Source organism: Dactylosporangium sp. CA-152071 (assembly GCF_050936335.1).
Lineage (GTDB): Bacteria > Actinomycetota > Actinomycetes > Mycobacteriales > Micromonosporaceae > Dactylosporangium > Dactylosporangium maewongense.
In genome coordinates this window covers 5931840-5950154 of sequence record NZ_JBNJMZ010000001.1, presented here as the reverse complement: position 1 = coordinate 5950154, position 18315 = coordinate 5931840, and the positions used below count along the sequence as shown (strand labels likewise).

14 protein-coding genes are annotated in these 18315 nt (G+C 69.9%); 8 read left to right on the top strand and 6 right to left on the bottom strand.

Annotation, left to right across the window (positions count from 1 at the left end):
- Positions 1-208 precede the first annotated feature (208 nt).
- Complete coding sequence (locus ACQEVZ_RS26620) at positions 209-982, top strand: deoxyribonuclease IV (protein ID WP_433371207.1); 774 nt, start codon at positions 209-211, stop codon at positions 980-982.
- Positions 979-3399 carry a hypothetical protein gene (locus ACQEVZ_RS26615; RefSeq protein ID WP_433371204.1) on the top strand — a complete coding sequence of 807 codons (2421 nt, stop codon included), beginning with the start codon at positions 979-981 and terminating at the stop codon, positions 3397-3399. The genes ACQEVZ_RS26620 and ACQEVZ_RS26615 overlap by 4 nt, the downstream gene beginning before the upstream one ends.
- A 186-nt stretch (positions 3400-3585) precedes the next feature.
- Here ACQEVZ_RS26615 and ACQEVZ_RS26610 read toward each other — a convergent pair whose 3' ends face one another.
- From ACQEVZ_RS26610 to ACQEVZ_RS26595, 4 genes are all read right to left on the bottom strand, one after another.
- The gene (locus ACQEVZ_RS26610) at positions 3586-5040 is read right to left on the bottom strand and encodes a glycosyltransferase family 87 protein (protein ID WP_433371201.1); all 1455 of its coding nucleotides are present in this window, start codon (positions 5038-5040) and stop codon (positions 3586-3588) included.
- Between the two features lie 4 nt (positions 5041-5044).
- Positions 5045-6238: a glycosyltransferase 87 family protein gene (locus ACQEVZ_RS26605; RefSeq protein ID WP_433371198.1), complete on the bottom strand. Its 1194-nt coding sequence runs from the start codon at positions 6236-6238 to the stop codon at positions 5045-5047.
- 83 nt (positions 6239-6321) lie between these two features.
- Positions 6322-9156, bottom strand: coding sequence for a transglycosylase domain-containing protein (locus ACQEVZ_RS26600; protein WP_433371195.1), 2835 nt, complete (start codon positions 9154-9156; stop codon positions 6322-6324).
- Between the two features lie 185 nt (positions 9157-9341).
- The gene (locus ACQEVZ_RS26595; protein WP_344508543.1) at positions 9342-9776 is read right to left on the bottom strand and encodes a DUF5318 domain-containing protein; all 435 of its coding nucleotides are present in this window, start codon (positions 9774-9776) and stop codon (positions 9342-9344) included.
- A gap of 185 nt (positions 9777-9961) precedes the next feature.
- Between ACQEVZ_RS26595 and ACQEVZ_RS26590 the strand changes: the two genes are divergently transcribed.
- Both ACQEVZ_RS26590 and ACQEVZ_RS26585 read left to right on the top strand, forming a co-directional pair.
- Positions 9962-10561, top strand: coding sequence for a PadR family transcriptional regulator (locus ACQEVZ_RS26590; RefSeq protein ID WP_344508541.1), 600 nt, complete (start codon positions 9962-9964; stop codon positions 10559-10561).
- Between the two features lie 23 nt (positions 10562-10584).
- Complete coding sequence (locus ACQEVZ_RS26585) at positions 10585-11664, top strand: inositol-3-phosphate synthase (RefSeq protein ID WP_344508618.1); 1080 nt, start codon at positions 10585-10587, stop codon at positions 11662-11664.
- Between the two features lie 56 nt (positions 11665-11720).
- Here the strand turns inward: ACQEVZ_RS26585 and ACQEVZ_RS26580 are convergent, their stop codons facing one another.
- Entirely contained in the window at positions 11721-12206 is a 486-nt protein-coding gene (locus ACQEVZ_RS26580; RefSeq protein ID WP_354889686.1) for a methylated-DNA--[protein]-cysteine S-methyltransferase, read from the bottom strand.
- 80 nt (positions 12207-12286) lie between these two features.
- On the opposite strand from ACQEVZ_RS26580, the gene ACQEVZ_RS26575 reads away from it, so the two are divergent.
- From ACQEVZ_RS26575 to ACQEVZ_RS26565, 3 genes are all read left to right on the top strand, one after another.
- On the top strand, positions 12287-12793 hold the full coding sequence (locus ACQEVZ_RS26575) for an NfeD family protein (RefSeq protein WP_433371190.1): 507 nt from the start codon (positions 12287-12289) through the stop codon (positions 12791-12793).
- Between the two features lie 34 nt (positions 12794-12827).
- A complete protein-coding gene (locus ACQEVZ_RS26570; protein WP_360569315.1) occupies positions 12828-14354 on the top strand; it encodes a flotillin family protein in 1527 nt (508 codons plus the stop codon).
- 129 nt (positions 14355-14483) lie between these two features.
- Positions 14484-15851 carry an MFS transporter gene (locus ACQEVZ_RS26565; RefSeq protein ID WP_433371186.1) on the top strand — a complete coding sequence of 456 codons (1368 nt, stop codon included), beginning with the start codon at positions 14484-14486 and terminating at the stop codon, positions 15849-15851.
- Here the strand turns inward: ACQEVZ_RS26565 and ACQEVZ_RS26560 are convergent.
- Complete coding sequence (locus ACQEVZ_RS26560) at positions 15843-16775, bottom strand: hypothetical protein (protein ID WP_433371183.1); 933 nt, start codon at positions 16773-16775, stop codon at positions 15843-15845. The two genes, ACQEVZ_RS26565 and ACQEVZ_RS26560, sit on opposite strands and share 9 nt — an antisense overlap.
- 218 nt (positions 16776-16993) lie before the next feature.
- Between ACQEVZ_RS26560 and ACQEVZ_RS26555 the strand changes: the two genes are divergently transcribed.
- A complete protein-coding gene (locus ACQEVZ_RS26555; protein ID WP_354889681.1) occupies positions 16994-18133 on the top strand; it encodes a glycosyltransferase in 1140 nt (379 codons plus the stop codon).
- Positions 18134-18315: the final 182 nt, after the last annotated feature.

Here is an 18315-nt window from a genome sequence, read left to right as displayed (position 1 = left end):
GTCCAGACAAGGTAGCCATCCAGGGTTGAGGATTGATCAGATGCGGTTCCATCGAGGTCGCGCGATCACGGGCGACCTAGTTGCGTAACGACGCGGCCGACAGGACGGTGACGGAACCCTGCTATTCCGGACCCTTCGGTCGGGTTGCCACCGAGGCCGGGCCCCGGGGTCGCGCAAACTGTCGGTCCCACGTCGTAGGCTCTGCGGCATGCGAATCGGTGCTCACGTCGACCCCGCGGAGCCACTGGCCGAGGCCGCGGCGCGCGGCGCTGACCTGGTCCAGTTCTTCCTGACCGACCCGCAGGTCTGGATCGATCCCAAAGACCGCCCCGATGCCGAGGCACTCATCGCCTCCGACGTCGACGTCTACATCCACGCGCCCTATCGGATCAACGTCGCGTCGTCCAACAACAGAATCCGCATCCCCAGCCGCAAGCTGCTCTTCCGCCACGCGTCGGCGGCGGCGAAGGTCGGGGCCAAGGGGCTGATCGTGCACGGCGGGCACGTCGAGAAGGCGGAAGGGCGCGACGCCGGGTTCGACAACTGGCGGAAGACGTTCGCGTTCGCGGCCGAGGAGGGCGGCTTCGCCACCCCGATCCTGATCGAGAACACCGCCGGCGGCGACAACGCCTGCGCCCGGCGCTTCGACGCGCTGGCCCGGCTGTGGGACGCGATCGGCGAGTATGAGGTCGGGTTCTGCCTGGACACCTGCCACGCCCACGCGGGCGGCGAGGACCTGCTCGACATCGTCGACCGGGTCAAGGCGATCACCGGCCGGATCGACCTCATCCACGCCAACAACTCCCGCGACGGCTTCGACTCCGGCCGCGACCGGCACGACAACCTCACGGCCGGCGAGATCGACCCCGAGCTGATCGTCTCGGTGATCCGGTCCGCCGGCGCGCCGGCGCTGGTCGAGACGCCCGGTGGCGCCGAGGGGCAGACCGCCGACATCACCTACCTGCGGGAGCGGCTGGCGTGAGCAACGTGTCCGAGACCGAGAAGGACCCGGAAGCGGGACCCTCAGCCGCCGAGCCCGGTGACCCGGCGGCCTTGACCTCGGGGAAGCCCGCGCCGGGCAACGGCAAGCCAGCAGCGGCGGACACGCCGCCCGCGGCCGCCGGCGCCGCGACCGGCACCGCAGCGTCGGCAGCCGACGCGCCGGCGGAAGACGCCACAACCGCAGCAGGCGATGCGGGGACGGGAGGCGCGAAGGCCACAGCGCGCGACGCCAAGCAGGCGGCGCGCGGCGCCAGGGCGGCCACCGGCGAAGCGAAGACCGGCGGTGCGACCCAGGCGTCCGGCGACACGAAGCAATCGGCGGCCAGCGCGGAAGGCGGCGCCGCACAGGGCGACACGACCACCGCTGAAGCGCGCAACACCGAGGATGGCGCCGCGAAGGCCAAGGCCGACACAGCCGCTGGAGAAGCGGGCAGCGCAAAGGACGGCGCGGCGAAGGACGGGAGCGCCACAACCACTGGCACCAAGGATGGTGCGGCGAAGGCCGGGGCCGATACGACCGCTGGAGAAGCGGGCAAGGCGGATGGCGCGGCCGCTCAGGGCGGTGAGCGGGTCAGTCTCGTCAAGGCGGACCCGTTCGGATCGTTCGCGCCCGTCCCCGACGAGGAGCCCGGCAAGGCCCGCAGGGTGACGGCGCGCATCGGCAACGCGGTCGGGGAGTTCCTCGGGCACGAGTGGACGATGGCGGCCGTGGGCTCGGTGCTGCTCGCCGCCGTCATGACCTGGCCGACGCTGCGGGAGCCGGGCACGACGATCCCGCAGGACACCGCCGACCCGACGCTGCAGGCCTGGCAGATGTCCTGGGCCGGGCACATCCTCACCACCAACCCGGCGCAGCTGTGGAACGCCAACGCGTTCTTCCCCTCGAACTACAGCTACGCGTTCTCGGACACGCTGCTCGGCTACGCGCCCGCCGGCATGCTCGGCAGCGGGCCGGTGGCGGCGCTCGTCCGGTACAACATCATGTACGTCCTGATCTTCGCCCTGGCGTTCTTCGGGGCATACGTGCTGGCCCGGCAGCTGGGTGCGCGGCCGACCGGTGCGGTGGTGGCCGGTGCCGCGTTCGCGTACGCGCCGTACCGGCTGGGGCAGGCGGGCCACCTGCACGTGCTGTCGATCGGCGGGATCGCGCTGGCGCTGGCCATGCTCGCCCGCGGCCACGGGTTCTCGCTGCGCGACGGCTATCAGCCGGACAAGCGGCGATGGGGCTGGGTTCTCGCGGGCTGGCTCGTCGCCTCATGGCAGATCAGCCTGGGCTTCGGCATCGGCATCCCGTTCGTGTACGCACTGCTGCTGGCGGTGCTCGCCACGGCGGTCTCCTGGGGCTACCGACACGTGCGCAAGTGGGGCGTGACGCGCCCGTTCGGCTGGAAGCTGTTCTTCGCCAACCTCGGCGGCGGGGCGATCTTCGCGGCGGTCGGCGGGTTGATGGCGTACCCGTACCTGCAGGTGCTGAAGGATTACCCGTATGCGCGGCGCAGCGAGGAGCTCGTCGGGCTGTTCTCGCCGCCGCTGAAGGGATTCTTCATCGCGCCGCCGGAGTCGTGGCTGTGGGGCGAGGCGTATGCCGACGCCCGCGGCACGCTGACCTGGGCGCCGGAGATGGCGCTGCTGCCGGGCTTCTTCCTGTACGGCCTGGCGTTCGCCGGACTGTTCGTCTCCACCTGGCGGCTCAAGCACCGCGTCTGGATGCTGGTCGGCGTCCTCGGCACGGTGGCGCTCGCGATGGGGACGCACGGCCCCGGCAAGGGCGAGTTCGGCTACCTGGCGCTGTACCGGGCGCTGCCGGGCTTCGACGGCATCCGCACGTCGGGGCGCCTGGTGGTGTGGACGACGCTGTTCCTGGGGCTGCTCGCGGCGGGAGCGGTGAGCGCGTTCGCGGAGCGGGCGGTGGAGCTGTTCGCCGACCGGACCCAGTCGGAGCCGGGTGACCGGGCCGGGTTCCTGCCGCGGCTGGCGACCCTGATCCCCGTCATGCTGGTGCTGTTCGAGGGCGCTCACAACACGCCGCACCCGGTGGTGCCCACCACACCGATCGCGATGAGCACGGTGCAGGGGCCGCTGATGGTGCTGCCCAGCCACGAGCTCTTCGACATGAACGTCATGCTGTGGAGCACCGACGGGTTCCCGAAGATCGTCAACGGCGGCAGCGGCTTCACGCCGATGGACCAGCAGGAGCTGCGGCAGACGATGCAGCAGTTCCCCGACGAGCAGACGGTGGCGCTGCTGCGTGAGCGGCACATCCGCACGGTCGTCGTGGTGCGCAGCCAGGCCCTCGGCAGCGCGTACGAGCGCGCCATCGACGCACCGATCGACGGCCTCGGCCTGACCCGCACGGAGCAGGGCGACGTCGTGCTCTACAAGGTCGAGGACAGCTGACGCCCGGCGGCACAGGCCAAGGAACGGCGGCCGCGGCGAAGGGGCAGGCCGGGGCCGGGCACGAGCCGCTCACGCACTAAGGCGCCCGGCACCCGAAAGCGCCGAGACACGAAAAGGGCCGGCGGGAGAAGATCCCGCCGGCCCTTGCCGTTGTGCAGAAGTGCGAGGTGCAGCAGTGCGAAGTGGCTACGCCTCCGCCTTGACCAGGGGTGGGGGTTCGATCAGGGGGCGTTCGACGGGTTCGGGGTTGAAGACGCCGCCGTCGGGGTCCTCGCCTTCGTAGGTGTCGCGGACGACGTCCATCTCCGGGTGCCTGATGTCGCGGATGACGTAGCCGACCAGGACCGCGAGGGTCACCAGGCGCAGGATCGAGGCGAGGACGAACACGCCCTCCGGGAAGACCTGACGGCCCGAGGCGCCCATGAGCTCGCCGTAGAACGAGACGAAGTACAAGACCTCGGCCGCTTGCCAGGCGAGGAAGGCACCCCAGCGAGGCCGGGCGAGCACCGCGAGGGGGATGAGCCACAGGACGTACTGCTGCGACCACACCTTGCCGGTGAGCAGGAACGCGGCCACGATCAGGAACGCGAGCTGCGCGAGGCGGGGCGTGGTCGGGGCGGTGAGGCCCAGGACGAGGATGCCCACGCAGCAGATCAGGAAGAGGCCGAGGTAGAGCACGTTGAGGGTGGCGTGCTCAGGGTCGGAGTCGAGGTTCTGGAAGTAGGGGAACCCGTACTGGCCGGAGCCGCGCGGGAAGTGCGCGCCGATGTACCAGAGGGTGCCCCAGTCGATGCCCCGCTGGGAGTTGAAGTCCCAGAACTTGATCCAGGAATCCCAGTAGAGGGCCGCGATGGGCACGTTGACGGCGAGCCAGGTGCCGGCGCCGACGCCGAAGGTGGCGAGGGCCTCCTTCCACTTGCCGGTGCGCAGGCAGAGGACCAGGAGGGCGCCGAGGATCAGGACCGGATAGAACTTCGCGGCCGTCGCCAGGCCGAGGAAGAGACCGGCGAGCAGTGGTCTTCGGCGGGCCCAGCACGCCATGGAGATGGCGGCGAGGCCGACGCAGAAGAGGTCCCAGTTCACGGTCGCGGAGACGAACAGCGCGGGTGCCGCGGCGAACATCGCGGCGTCCCAGGGCCTTCGGCGCCGGACGGCGAGTGTGGCGGCGACCGCGGCGATGCCGAAGGCGCTGAGCACGACCGCGTTGAGGTCGTAGAAGGTCTGGCCGGGGTTGTCGAGCGCCCCCTGCTGGCCGAGGGAGTGCACGGGCAGGCCGAGCACGCCCATGAATGCGCCGGTCAGGACCGGGTACTCGACCTGGTGGTCGGCGTAGGGGACCTGGCCCTCGTTGAGGCCCTCGGCGTAGTAGAGGGCCAGCACGTCGGTGTAGCAGAAGTACTTGTACTGCTTCATGTCCGCCCAGGCGCCGTCGCGGCAGGGGGACTTCTGCATCCAGGAGAAGCTGAGCATGGCGCAGATCAGCAGCAGGACCACCCGCGCGGGGGTCCAGAACCGGTTCGGTGTCCGCACGGCGTGACTACCCAGGGGCCCACCGATCGACTCGGAGAGGCCACCGACGAAGCGGTCGGAGGTGGCGGGCTCGTCATTCAGGCGGTGCTCGGGTCGCACAGTCGGCGGCATCGCATCACCGTACCGTCGCAACCTCCGAGGCGGGTGCACCACCCGACGTGGTTTCCTCGCCGACCCGCCGGATCGGCATCGCGAACAGCAGCGCGACGGCGAGCAGGACGTACCAGTTCTCGATGAAGAATCCGAGGACGCCCTCGCCCCACGGGTCGACGGGCAGGCCCTGGTCGTACAGCGACACCATGCCCACACCGACGGTGACAGCGATCAATACGGCGAGCCATCGCCGGCCGGCGTCGAACAGGACGACGATGGCGGGCGCGAACCAGTAGATGTGGTGGATCCAGGTGATCGGGCTGGCCAGGCAGCCGACGAGGCCGGCGATGGTGAGCCCGACGAGCTCGTCGCCGGCGAGCGCGGCGCGGCGGGCCCGCCACAGGCCGACGCCGACGACCGCCAGCACCAGCAGCACCCACAGCCAGCCGGGCGCGTCATACCGGGCGAGCAGCCCGCGCAGCGACTGGTTGGGGATGTATGCCGTCTTGCCGATCCCCTCGCCCTTCCACAGCGTGTCGGTCCAGAAGTCCCACGAGGCGCGGGGCGCGACCGCGGCGGTCAGCAACGTGGCGGCGGCGGCGCTGACGATCGCCGTGATTCCCGCCCGGTACCGGCGGCTGACCAGCAGATACACGATGAAGATCGCCGGGGTGAGCTTGATGGCGGCGGCGAGCCCGATGAGCACACCCGCCCACCGGCTCCGCCGCGGCAGCAGCACCAGCAGGTCGGCGAGGATGAGCACGATCAGCAGCACGTTGATCTGGCCGAAGCTGAACGTTTCACGGATCGGCTCGAGCGTGGTGAACACGACGGTCGACAGCACCAGCGCGAAGGGTAGCGACCAGCCGTGCCGGCGGGCCGCCGGGGCGACGAGCCAGTACGTGGTGATCAGCAGGCCGGCGCAGGCGAGGATCGCGTACACGGTGACGGCGGCGTTCTTCGCCAGCAGCGCGAAGGGGACCAGCACCATCGCGCCGAACGGCGGATAGGTGAAGCCGAGCTCGCCCTGCGTCATGTCGGGTTTGGTGAACGTGTAGAGGTCGTGCCCGTCGAGCCACCAGTCGACGGCCTGCCGGTAGATCTTGAGGTCGTAGAAGTGGTGCCGGATGCCGTACCACCAGTGCGCGTAGGCCACCAGCGCTACGAGCAGCGCGAGCAGCCCCCACCGGACGGCCTTCAGCCTGCCCGCTTCCAACGGACACCCCCCAAACGACAGCGGCCACGGTCCCGGCGAACATACCGCCGTTACCGTGGCCGCACATCTTCGGCCTACCTTGATCAGCGTCTTCGTGTCGGCGTGGGGAAGATGCCGCCACCGATGCCGCCCGGGCCCGGGCTCTGCGTGTCACCGGGGTTGCCGCCGTTGCCGTTCCCATTGCCGTTCCCGTTGCCGGGACCGCCCGGGAGGCTGGGTTCGACCGGGAGGCTCGGCTGCGGCGAGATGCCGGTGCCGACGTCCTGGTTGCCGACGTGCTTCGGACCCGGGAAGTTGATCTTCGGCTGCTTCATGATGGCCTCGGCCTTGTCCATGAAGTCCTGCCAGATCGGGCCGGGCAGGTTACCGCCGATGACGCCCTTGCCGCTGCTGTCGACGATCTTCTGCTCTTCGGCCTTGTTGCCGACCCACACCGCGGTCGCCAGGCCCGGCGACTTCTTGCCCGGGTCGTAGGCGGTATAGCCGACGAACCACGCGTGCGCGTTGGCGGTGGTGTCGCGCAGCTGCCAGGTGCCGGTCTTGCCGGCGATCTGGCGGCCGTCCTTGAGCTTCAGGTTGTAGTGCTTCGGCACGCCCTGCAGGACGGTGTTGAGGTCGTCGGCCATCTGGTCGGTGAAGCCCGGGATGCGCTTCGGGTTGATCACCTCGCCGTAGGTCTTCTTGCCGTCCTCCCACACCTCCTTCAGGAAGTGGGTCTTCGCCGCGACGCCGCGGGCGGCGAACGTGGCGATGCCGCCGGCGTGCTCCAGCACCGTCACCGGGTACTGACCGAAGGCGACCTCGGTGTTGAAGTACTTCGGGAACACGTCGGAGCCCTTGTTGGCCACGAGGTCGATCTTCTTGGACTTGTTGTCGACGTTGGCCCACATGTCGGTGATGCCGGCCGCGCGGGCGGTGTCGATCACCTTCGCCGGGCCGACCTTCTCGGCGAGCGCGAAGAACGGCACGTTGAGCGACATGACGGTGACCTCTTCCAAGGTGCACCACTTGCCGTCGCCCGACTTGCACTTCGGCGACGAGACCGCGCCCTCACCGGCGTTCTTGACCGGGTTCTTCGCGGTCCGGCCGCTGGCCGGGAACTGCTGCGGCGAGTCGCCGTTCCAGTAGGAGTCGATCGTGTAGCCGGCCATCAGACCGGTGGCGAGGGTGTAGACCTTGAACGTCGAGCCCGGCGGGTGGCCGCCGCAGCAGCTGTCTTCGCCGTTGCTGAGCACCGGGTCGTTGTAGTAGCCGGCGAAGTCGCCGCCGTTACCGCTGTCGCCGCCGTAGTAGGCCTTGACCGCGCCGGTGCCCGGCTCGACGGCCACGAGCGCGGCCTGCAGGTTGCCCGGGTACTTGTTGATCCGCGACTCGGGGTTGCGGCTCGCCTCCTGGACCGCGGCCTGCTGCAGCTTCTGGTCGACGGTCGTGACGATCTTCAGACCACCGTTGCGGATCTTGTCGAAGTTCTTGCTGCCGTCGGGGTCGACATTCTCATACAGCGGGGCGTTGGTCTTCGGGTCCTTGAGCGCCGCGACCTCGTCGAGCACGTGGTGCACGATCAGGCCCTCGGGCTTGTCCATGCTGCCCTGCGTCTTGACCGCGTTGGCCCGGGCGACGGCCGGCGCGATGACCGTCGTCGGGTAGGCCATCTTCGTGTCCGCCTCTTCGGGCTTCACGAACTTGAGCGAGAGCATCTGCCCCTTGATGTAGTTGAACCGATCCGTCGCCTGCTGCTTGTCGATGTTCGGATCGAAGGGGCTGCCCTTGGCGTTGTTGCCCTCGGGGTTCTTGATGATGCCGGCCAGGACCATGCCCTCGGCCATGCTCAGTTCCTTCGCGGGCTTGTTGAAGTACGCGATGGATGCCGCCTGGATGCCGTACGCCCCTCGTCCGAAGTAGACGATGTTGAGGTACATCTCCAGGATCTTGTCCTTCTCGAACTCCTGGTTGAGCTTCAGCGCGATGACGGCCTCGCGCAGCTTCCGCGCGTAGGTGACGCCCTCGAGATCGGCCCAGTGGCGCGCGTACTGCTGGCTGATCGTCGAGGCGCCCTGCCGGTCGCCGCCGGTCACGTTGTTCCACGCCGCGCGGACGACGCCTTTGTAGTCGACGCCGTCGTTGGTGTAGAAGCTGTTGTCCTCGGCCGCGACGACGGCGTGCTGCACGTCGGGCGGGATCTCGGTGATCGGGATGACCGTGCGGTTCTTGTCGCCGATACGGCCCATCGGGGTGACGCCGTCGGCGTAGTAGATCGTGGTCGACTGCTCCATGGCCAGGTCCTCGGGCAGCCCGACCTGGTCGAAGTAGTAGGTGCCGCTGACCATGCCGATGCCGGCGATCATGATGAACGAGGCGATCGCGGCGATGACGATGTTGCGGCGGCGCCGGCGCTTGGCCTTGGCGCTGCTGCTCCGGCCCCGGCCAGGGCCGCTGCCGCCGGCACCACCGGGACCGTCGGGGCCACCCGGGCCGCCTGGACCGCCCGGCCCGCCGGGACCGTCGCCGAAGCCCTCGGCACCCATCGACACCGACGCGCGGCCGACGGTGGCCCGGCCGACCGTCGCACGGCCGGCGGAGGAGCCGGGCACCGACGCGGACCCGGACACGGAGGCGGAGCCAGACACCGAGGCGGCACCGGAGACGGACGCCGACCCGACCGACGCCGACCCGGACGCGCCGGACACCGGCACGGACGCGCGCCCGGTGCGCGGCTCGTCGCCGCCCGGGCGCCCTACGCTGGCGCGGCCGACCGTCGCGCGGCCTGCGGCGCCGGCGCTCGGCGCGGGCGCGGGTGGCGGCAGGGCAGGCGGCGGTGGCAGGGGCGGCACGCCGAAGTCGTCACCGTCTGGTCCCGGAAAGGATCCAGGAACCTGCGCCCGGCCCGAGGGGGAGTTGGTCGGGTCACCGTAGTTCATTCGTCCCACCTTGCCGGTTGCGTCGTTGTCGCATGCTCCGTCGCCACCATGTCTGTGAGCTGAGGCACTCGTCGGTCAGGTCTCAAAGTCTGCGGTCCCGGGCGTCAAGCGGCCGTGAGGCCGCGAGAGGTCACCGCTCGTCAGGGCATCGATGCAAATCGGCCCGCAGCGATCGCGGGCCAGGTTCACTCGGCCGCCCCTCCTCGGACCCGCGTCGTTGACCGACCGCCGGCTCCATCGTCCGATCCGGCCGTCAGGCCGTCGCGCCCCAGCAGATATTGCTCCACGAGGTGGTTCCAGCCGCAGGCGCGACAGACCTCCACCACGTAGACGTGAAACTCACTCAGCGTCATCGCCAGGAGTGGCAGCTCGGTCAGGCGGCGAGCCTGACCCGACGACTGCCGCAGCTCATCCCCATAGATGTAATGCACATGGGTGAGGTTCTCCCGGCGGCACACCGGGCACAGCTCCTCCGTCGGCTCGCCGTGGAACTTCGCTGCGCTCTTCAGGTATGGCGACGCGTCGCACACCTCATAGGTGCCGACACGCCCGGAATGCACCTCACGCAGCAGGGCGCGTCTCCGCAAGGAGAAGTCGACCACCTGACGCTGGGTACGCATGCGCCGAGGGTACGCGGTCCCGCGCCGCTCGGCGACATCGGTCACGATCGGTAACCGTCGGATAGACGATCAGAGGTGTGGTCCAGGCCACTTGGTCACGCGCGTTGCATCCGTTCGGCTGGGGGCCTACCGTTGCGATGTATCGGGCCGATACATCGGATCGGGTAAACGGAGGGAGGCCGGGAATGCTCGAACTGGCGATCCTGGGTCTCCTGCACGAGTCCCCGATGCACGGTTACGAGCTGCGTAAGCAGCTCACGACCAAGCTGGGCGCGTTCCGGGCCGCGATCAGCTACGGCTCCCTCTACCCCACACTGCGCCGTCTACAGACGGACGGCTGGATCACCGAAGGTGCCCCGCCGACTGGCATGCCGGCGTCACCCGACGAGGTCCCGTTGCTCACCGGCAAGCGCGGCCGCGTGGTCTACACGATCACCGCCGAGGGCAAGGAGCGCTTCCAGGAGCTGCTCACCGCCGCCGGGCCCGAGACCTACGACAGCGAGGCCGGCTTCGGCGTCCACTTCGCCTTCTTCGCACGCACCGACCCGGCGACCAGGCTGCGGATCCTCGAGGGCCGCCGCCGCCGGGTGGAGGAGCGTCGCGAGGGCATGCGTGACGTGCTGAGCCGGGCCGCGGAGCGGCTCGACGCCTACACCCTGGAGCTGCAACGCCACGGCCTGGACGCGTGCGAGCGCGAGGTCCGCTGGCTCGAAGAGCTCATTGCGAACGAACGCAATGGCACCACCCCTCAGCCGCCTTCGGCAGATCCGGAGCGGTCATCGTGAACAACAAGAAGGAGGCATCCGCGATGGGCTCCGTCCGCGTTGCCATCGTCGGTGTAGGCAACTGCGCCTCGTCCCTGGTCCAGGGCGTGGAGTATTACCGCACCGCCGACCCGAATGACCGGGTACCGGGTCTCATGCACGTCAAGTTCGGCGACTACCACGTCGGTGACGTGCAGTTCGTCGCCGCGTTCGACGTCGACGCGAAGAAGGTCGGCCAGGACCTCGCGGCCGCGATCAGCGCCAGCGAGAACAACACCATCCAGTTCTGCGACGTGCCGCCCACCGGCGTGACCGTCCAGCGCGGACCGACCTTCGACGGCCTCGGCCAGTACTACCGCGAGATGGTCGACGAGTCCGACGAGCAGCCGGTCGACGTGGCCGCCGCGCTGCGCGAGGCTCAGGTCGACGTGCTCGTCTGCTACCTGCCGGTCGGCTCGGAGCAGGCCGCCAAGTACTACGCCCAGGCCGCCATCGACGCGGGCGCCGCCTTCGTCAACGCGCTCCCGGTGTTCATCGCCTCCAACCCGGAGTGGGCACAGAAGTTCACCGACGCTGGGCTGCCGATCGTCGGCGACGACATCAAGAGCCAGGTCGGCGCCACGATCGTGCACCGCGCCCTCGCGAAGCTGTTCGAGGACCGCGGCGTCGAGCTGCTGCGCACGTACCAGCTCAACTTCGGCGGCAACATGGACTTCATGAACATGCTGGAGCGCACCCGCCTGGTCTCGAAGAAGATCTCGAAGACCCAGTCGGTGACCTCGCAGATCCCGCACGAGATGGCGAAGTCCGACGTCCACATCGGCCCGTCGGACCACGTGCCGTGGCTCGACGACCGCAAGTGGGCCTACATCCGCCTCGAGGGCAAGTCCTTCGGCGACACCCCGCTCAACGCGGAGCTGAAGCTCGAGGTCTGGGACTCGCCCAACTCGGCGGGCGTCATCATCGACGCGCTGCGCGCCGCGAAGATCGCCAAGGACCGCGGCATCGGCGGCCCGATCCTGTCCGCGTCGAGCTACTTCATGAAGTCGCCGCCGGTGCAGTACAACGACCACGACGCGCACCAGTCGGTCGAGCAGTTCATCGCCGGCGAGATCGAGCGCTGAACCACTCCTTATAACTAGGAACGCCCCCTCTCCGGACCACCGGAGAGGGGCGTTCCTCATGACAGGCCGAACTCGCGCTCGATGCGGACCTTGGCCTCCAGCTCCAGCAGCACCTTCTTGCGCCAGATGCCGCCGCCGAACCCGACCATCTTCCCGTCGGCGCCGACCACGCGATGGCACGGCACGATGATCGGCAGCGGGTTGCGGTTGCAGGCGACCCCGACCGCCCTGGCCCCGTCTGGCTCGCCGACCGCGGCGGCGATCTGCCCGTACGTGCGCATCTCCGCATACGGGATGGCCCACAGCGCCCGCCAGACGGCCCGCTCGAACTCCGACCCGCCGCGCACCGACAGCGGCACCGTGAACGGCGCCGACTCCCCGCCGAAGTAGCCGGTCAGCTCCTCGACGGCCCGCTCCAGCACCGGATCGCCGGCGGGGGCGAGCGGACCGGCCGCGCCGCCGAAACGCACCGAGCACACACCGGTGTCGTCCACCGCGATCCCGACCGAATCGATCGGCGCCTGCATCTCCGCCCAACGCACGCGTCAATTGTGCCCGAAAACGCGAGTGTCAGATTTGCGTCGGATGGATACCCTGCTAGTTCCAACGGGGAGGGGGCGCGATGGATGTGGTGTTCCTGGTCGTCGGCGGCCTGGGCGTCCTCGTGCTGGCCCTGTCGCTACTGCTCGGCGACCTCTTTCATTTCGACGTCGACCATCCGGACGCCGGCGGCCTGTTCTCGCTACCGGCGGTCGCCGGATTCATCGGCGCGTTCGGGTTCGGCGCGGCGATCGTGTCGGCGCTCGGCGTCCCGGGGGGCTCGGCCGTCGCCGCCCTCTGCGGGATCGCGGCGGCCTTTCCGACGGCCTGGTTCGCGACCCGGCTCGCCCGGATGGCGATGAACATGCGTACCGACGCGACACCGACGCAACGGGACATGATCGGCACCATCGGCGTCGTCGTCACCCCCATCTCCGTGAACGGTTTCGGCGAGGTGCGGATCTCCCTCGGCGGACAGCCCGTGAAGCTCAGCGCCCGCGCGGACCATCCGATCGCGCTCGGCGCGCGGGTCCTCGTGGTGGAGGCGACCAGTTCCACCAGCGTGATCGTCGAAGAAACCCCTTTGTAGGTCGAGTAAACCCTTTTCAAGAAGGGACGTACATATGAATACGGTCCTGCTCATCGCGATCGGCGGCGGCGTGCTGCTGATCCTCTTCCTGATGCTGTTCATCGTCGCGCGGATCAAGGTCGCCGGCTCGAACGAGGCATTCATCATCACCGGCCGCAAGGGCAAGTCGGTGCAGGCGCTCGACGGGTCGCGCTCCACCGACCTGTCCGGGCAGAAGGTCGTCATGGGCGCCTCGGTGTTCGTGGTGCCGATCGTGCAGAAGCTGCAGGTCCTGGACCTGTCCAGCCGCCGCATCCACGTCGAGATCACCGGCGCGGTCAGCAAGCAGGGCATCCGCGCCAACCTGCAGGGCGTCGCGATCGTCAAGGTCGGCGGCACCGAGGACGCGATCCGCGCCGCCGCCCAGCGGTTCCTCAACCAGCAGCAGGGCATCGACCTGTTCACCAGCGAGGTGCTCGCCGGCGCGCTGCGCTCGATCGTCGGCCGGCTCACCATCGAGGAGATCATCCGGGACCGGACCGCGTTCGCCAGCGCGGTCGCCGAGGAGGCGGAGCACTCGCTGACCAACCAGGGTCTGGTGCTCGACACGTTCCAGCTCCAGGACATCCTCGCCGACGGGTCCTACCTGAAGGATCTCGGCCGCCCGGAGGCCGCCCGCGTGCTGCGGGACGCCGCGATCGCCGAGGCGCACGCCCGCCAGGCGGCCGAGTCGGAGCGGCTCAAGGCGGAGGAGGCCATCGCCGAGGCCAACCGCAACCTGGCGCTCAAGCAGGCCTCCATCCAGGCTGAGATCGACGCCGCGAAGGCCCGGTCCGCCGCGGCCGGCCCCCTCGCCCAGGCCGAGCGCGAGCAGGTCATCCTGGCCGAGCAGCAGAAGGTCGCCGAGCGCAACGCCGAGCTCAAGCAGCGCCAGCTCGACACCGAGGTCCGCAAGCCGGCCGACGCCGAGCGCTACCGGGTGGAGCAGGAGGCGGAGGCGGCGAAGAACGCCGCGATCTTCAAGGCCGACGCGCAGCGGCAGTCCGTCATCGCCGCGGCGCAGGGCTCCGCCGAGCAGGCCCGCCTCACCGGTGAGGGCGAGCGGTCCCGCCGGGCCGCGCTCGCCGAGGCCAACGCGATCGAGGGCGCCAAGGAAGGTGAGGCGGAGCAGCGCCGGCGCGTCGCGATCGCCGAGGCCCTGGAGCGGGAGGGTTCCGCCGAGGCGTCGGCGATCCTGGCCCGCGGCCAGGCCGAGGCCGAGGCGATGAAGCTCAAGGCGGACGCGTTCGCCGCGTACGGCGAGGCCGCGATCCTGGACCTGCTGGTGCGGGTGATGCCGGAGGTGGTCAAGGCCGCCAGCGAGCCGATGGCCAACATCGACAAGATGACCGTCATCTCCACCGACGGCGCGTCGTCGCTGACGAAGTCGGTCGCCGGCAACGTCGCCCAGGGCCTGCAGCTCAGCACCGACCTGACCGGCATCGACCTGGCGAAACTGCTCGGCCGCCTCAGCGGCATGGTCGCGGACGAGCCCGCCAACGGCCGCGCCGCGGTCGAGGCGCCGAAGCCCCGGCAGGCCTGACAGACCCCGTCGACGGCCGAGCCGCCGTCGACTCGCCGGAGCCGTGGGTGAGCCCGCCGACCGCGGGCCCGCCCACGGCCGAGGTGCGGTCAAGCCGCCAAAGGCCTGAACGAGCCGTAGGCTTTTGGCGTGTCCACCGCCACCGCAGCCGCTCATCCACAGTCCCACTTCGTACGGGCGGTCCTGCGGCAACGTGGCTTCCGCCGCCTGCTCGGCGTGCGGATGGTGGCGCAGATCGGCGACGGCCTGTTTCAGGGCGCGCTGGCCGGCACGGTGTTGTTCAACCCGGAGCAGCGCGCCGGCGGCATGGCCATCGCCGCCGGCTTCGCCGTCCTCCTGCTGCCGTATTCGCTGATCGGGCCGTATGTCGGGGTGTTCCTCGACCGGTGGCGGCGGCGCACGATCATCCTGCGGGCCAACCTGCTGCGCGCCGTCCTGGTGCTGCCGATCGCGCTGTACATCTGGCAGGGGCACGAGTCGCCGGTGCCGTTCCTGCTGGCGCTCGTGGTCACCGGGTTGAACCGGTTCTTCCTGGCCGGGCTGTCCGCGGCGACCCCGCACGTCGTCGACGACCACATGCTGGTGACCGCCAACTCGTTCGCCGCGACGCTCGGCTCGCTCAGCTTCTCCCTCGGCATCGGCGTCGGCGCGACGCTGATCAAGACGGTGCTGGCCACGTCGTTCCACGGCTACGCGCTGGTCGCCTCGATGGCGGCCGCCTTCTACCTGGCGTCCGCGCTGATCGGCCGGTCGTCGTTCGCCGCCGACGAGCTGGGGCCCGACGCCGCGCAGCAGACCAAGGGCTCGATCCGGCAGGCGGTCGGCGAGGTCAACCGCGGCACCGTCGCCGGGGTCCGGCACCTCGCGGCGAAGCGCGGCGCCGCCTATCTCGTCCTGGTGCAGGCGGTGTTCCGGCTGCTGTACGGCGTGGTCCTGCTGGCCTGCCTGCTGCTGTTCCGCTCCGTGTTCAACACCGGCAGCGAGGTCAGCGACTCCTTCGGTACCATCGCCAACGCCTTCGCCGCAGGCGGCGTCGGGATGCTGCTGGCGTCCTTCGTGACCCCGCCGGTGGCCCGCCGGATGGGCGGCTGGCGCTGGGTGACGGTCGTGCTGGCGGCCACGGGCGCGGCGATCCTCGGCTTCGGGCTGCCCTTCGACCCGGTGCTGCTGCTCGGGGCGGTCTTCGTCACCAGCCTCGCGGCCCAGGCGATCAAGATCGTCACCGACACGTCACTGCAGCACGAGTGCGCCGACGAGTTCCGCGGGCGGGTGTTCAGCATCAACGACACCGCGTTCAACATCATGCTGGTCGCCGGCATGTACATCGGCGCGCTGACCCTGCCCTACACCGGCCAGTCGGCGGTGGTGCTCAGCGGGGTGGCGATCTGCTATGTGCTGACCGCCGTGGGCTATGCGGTGCTCGGCGGCCGGTGGGCCCGCCGGGTCGGCGACGACATCGCACAACCCGGCGGGAAACGCCTCACGTCGTTAGCTTGAGGTCTTCTTCGCCTGCACCTGGGTCGTCGTGTTCGAGAACGACAGGGTGTTGCCGTTGCACGTGTACTTGCTCGGCGTGTCGTCGGCGGTGAACGCGTCCTCCTCGCTGGAGCCGGTGGCCGGAACGGCCGTCACCATCTTGCCGGTGGCCTTCACATCCTCGTACACGATGCTGCCGCTGGTGGTGTGCACCTTCGCGGTGACGGTCGCGTTGACCGTGACCGTCACGGCGACCGGCGTGCCGGAGACCGTCGGGTTGGCCTTGTAGAGGCTGTTCTCGTAGGTCTCGGTGTAGTTGCCGTCGGCGTCGAACTTCAGCTTCGAGCCGTTCTTGTCCAGCGTGAGCTTGAGGCCGCCCTCGACGCCCGCCATCGGTGCTTCCTGGCTGTAGCTGGTCGTCGTCCAGGTGCCGATGAGGCAGGTGTCGATCGCCGCGCTCGGCTTGGCGCTCGCCCCGGCGCTCGCACCGGCGGTGGTGGTCTTGCCCGGGTCGGCGACGTTCTTCGGGTCGTCGTCCTTGCGCAGGGCGACCACGGCGACGATCGCGATCACGAGGACCACGACCACGCCGGACAGCGCGATCAGCGGCATCATGAACTTGTTGCGCCGCGGCGGGGTCGGCGACGCGCCGTACTGACCGCCGTAGGTCGCCGGCGGGAACGCCGGCGGTCCGCTGACCTGGCCGGGGTAGGCCGGTCCGCTGACCTGGCCGGGGTAGCCCGGCTGGCCGCTGACCTGGCCCGGGTAGCCCGGCCCGCTGACCTGCTGGTCGGGGAACGAGGGTCCGCTGCTTTGGTAGCCGGCATAGGGCGCGCCGTACGAGTCGCCACCGTAGGGCGAGCCGCTCACCGGCGGTTGCGGCGCCTGCGGGACGCCTCGATAGGTGCGGCACTGCGTGCAGTAACCGTTCGTATCAATGCCCATGCCGCCGCATGTAGGACACGGCTGCATGTCTGCCTCCAGAGTTTGTTCAGGGGTGGCCGGACCCAAACCGGGGAGCGGCCGAAAGGGGGAACGTGTAGCGACGGTAGCTGACCGGGTCTACGTGCAGAACCGGCTGAATCGCCACATGCACGACGCAACCGGGGTCAGAGTTCTGACAGCGTTGAACCTGCCAGGAGTCCTCCAGGAGAATGTGAGCCGTGCCTCAGCCGCTGGTCGTCGTCTTTGCCGGAACGTCGTGGGACGGGGTGACCGGCTCTGACCGGCTGCTCGCCTCGGCGCTCACCTCACATGCTGACATTCTCTGGGTCGATCCGCCGATCTCTGCGGCGACTCCGGACCGATACCGTTACGGCGCCTCCCGCCTGGGCGTCTCCCCACAGATCCGTCAGGTGTCCGACGGTGTGACGCGGCTGACGCCGCGGGTGCTGCCGCTGCACACCCGCCCCTACATCAAGGTCAGCACCGCGGCGCTGATCCGCTCGCAGACCCGCTGGGCGCTGCGCAAGCTCGACCGCCGGCCGGCCGCGGTGATGGCCTGCAACCTCGTCGACGTCCTGCGCAGCTGGGGTCCCGGGGTGGCCAAGGTGCTCTACGGCACCGACGACTATGTCGCCGGCGCGGAGCTCATGGGGCACGACGCGGCGCGGGTCGCCGAGGACGAGCGACGCCAGTTGGACAACGCCGACCTGGTCGTGGCGGTTTCCACGGTACTGGCGGAGCGCTGGACGGGACTGGGCGCCAAACGCGTCGAGCTGATCCCGAACGGCGTGCAGACCTCGGCGTACCGGACCCCGGGCGAGCCCGCCGCGCTCCCGAAGCCGCTCACCGGGCCCGTGGCGGGTGTGATCGGCCAGTTCTCCGACCGCACCGACTTCGAGCTGCTCGCCGCCCTGGCCGACGACGGAGTGTCGCTGCTGCTGGTCGGGCCGCACGACGCCCGCTGGGAGCCGGACCGCTTCCCGGCGCTGACCGAGCGGCCCAACGTGGTCTGGGTCGGGCGGCAGCCGTTCGAGTCGCTGCCGACGTTCCTGCGGCACATCGACGTGGGCGTCACGCCGTACCGTGACACGCCCTTCAACCGGGCGTCGTTCCCGCTCAAGACGCTGGAGTACCTCGCGGCCGGGAAGCCGCCCGTGAGCACCGACCTGCCGGCGGTGCACTGGCTCGACACCCCGCTCGTGCGGATCGCCGGCACTCCGAAGGCGGTGGTCGCCGCGGTACGGGAGGCGGCGGCCGAGGCGCACGACCCGGCGCTGGTGGCCCGGCGGCAGGCGTTCGCCGAGCAGCACTCGTGGGCGGAACGGGCGAAGGCGTTGGCGGTGGCCCTGCCGCTTTGAACTGTTTGTAATCGTATGATCACATAATGTCATCACCTCCACCGCCTTTGTCCGCTTCGCCGCCGGATCCCGATTCCGGGCACGACCCTCGAGGCGCTCGCGACCCTCGCGGCGCTCAGGACCCTCGCGGTCCACGTCGGTTCGAGCTGGAGTCGGGTCCGCCGGCGCGGCCGTCGCTGCCG

Coding starts and splice junctions, on each gene's coding strand:
- ACQEVZ_RS26590 (WP_344508541.1), top strand. CDS start 9,962: ATGCTCGAACTGGCGATCCTGGGTCTCCTGCACGAGTCCCCGATGCAC.
- ACQEVZ_RS26575 (WP_433371190.1), top strand. CDS start 12,287: ATGGATGTGGTGTTCCTGGTCGTCGGCGGCCTGGGCGTCCTCGTGCTG.
- ACQEVZ_RS26595 (WP_344508543.1), bottom strand. CDS start 9,776: ATGCGTACCCAGCGTCAGGTGGTCGACTTCTCCTTGCGGAGACGCGCC.
- ACQEVZ_RS26610 (WP_433371201.1), bottom strand. CDS start 5,040: ATGCCGCCGACTGTGCGACCCGAGCACCGCCTGAATGACGAGCCCGCC.
- ACQEVZ_RS26570 (WP_360569315.1), top strand. CDS start 12,828: ATGAATACGGTCCTGCTCATCGCGATCGGCGGCGGCGTGCTGCTGATC.
- ACQEVZ_RS26600 (WP_433371195.1), bottom strand. CDS start 9,156: ATGAACTACGGTGACCCGACCAACTCCCCCTCGGGCCGGGCGCAGGTT.
- ACQEVZ_RS26585 (WP_344508618.1), top strand. CDS start 10,585: ATGGGCTCCGTCCGCGTTGCCATCGTCGGTGTAGGCAACTGCGCCTCG.
- ACQEVZ_RS26560 (WP_433371183.1), bottom strand. CDS start 16,775: ATGGGCATTGATACGAACGGTTACTGCACGCAGTGCCGCACCTATCGA.
- ACQEVZ_RS26620 (WP_433371207.1), top strand. CDS start 209: ATGCGAATCGGTGCTCACGTCGACCCCGCGGAGCCACTGGCCGAGGCC.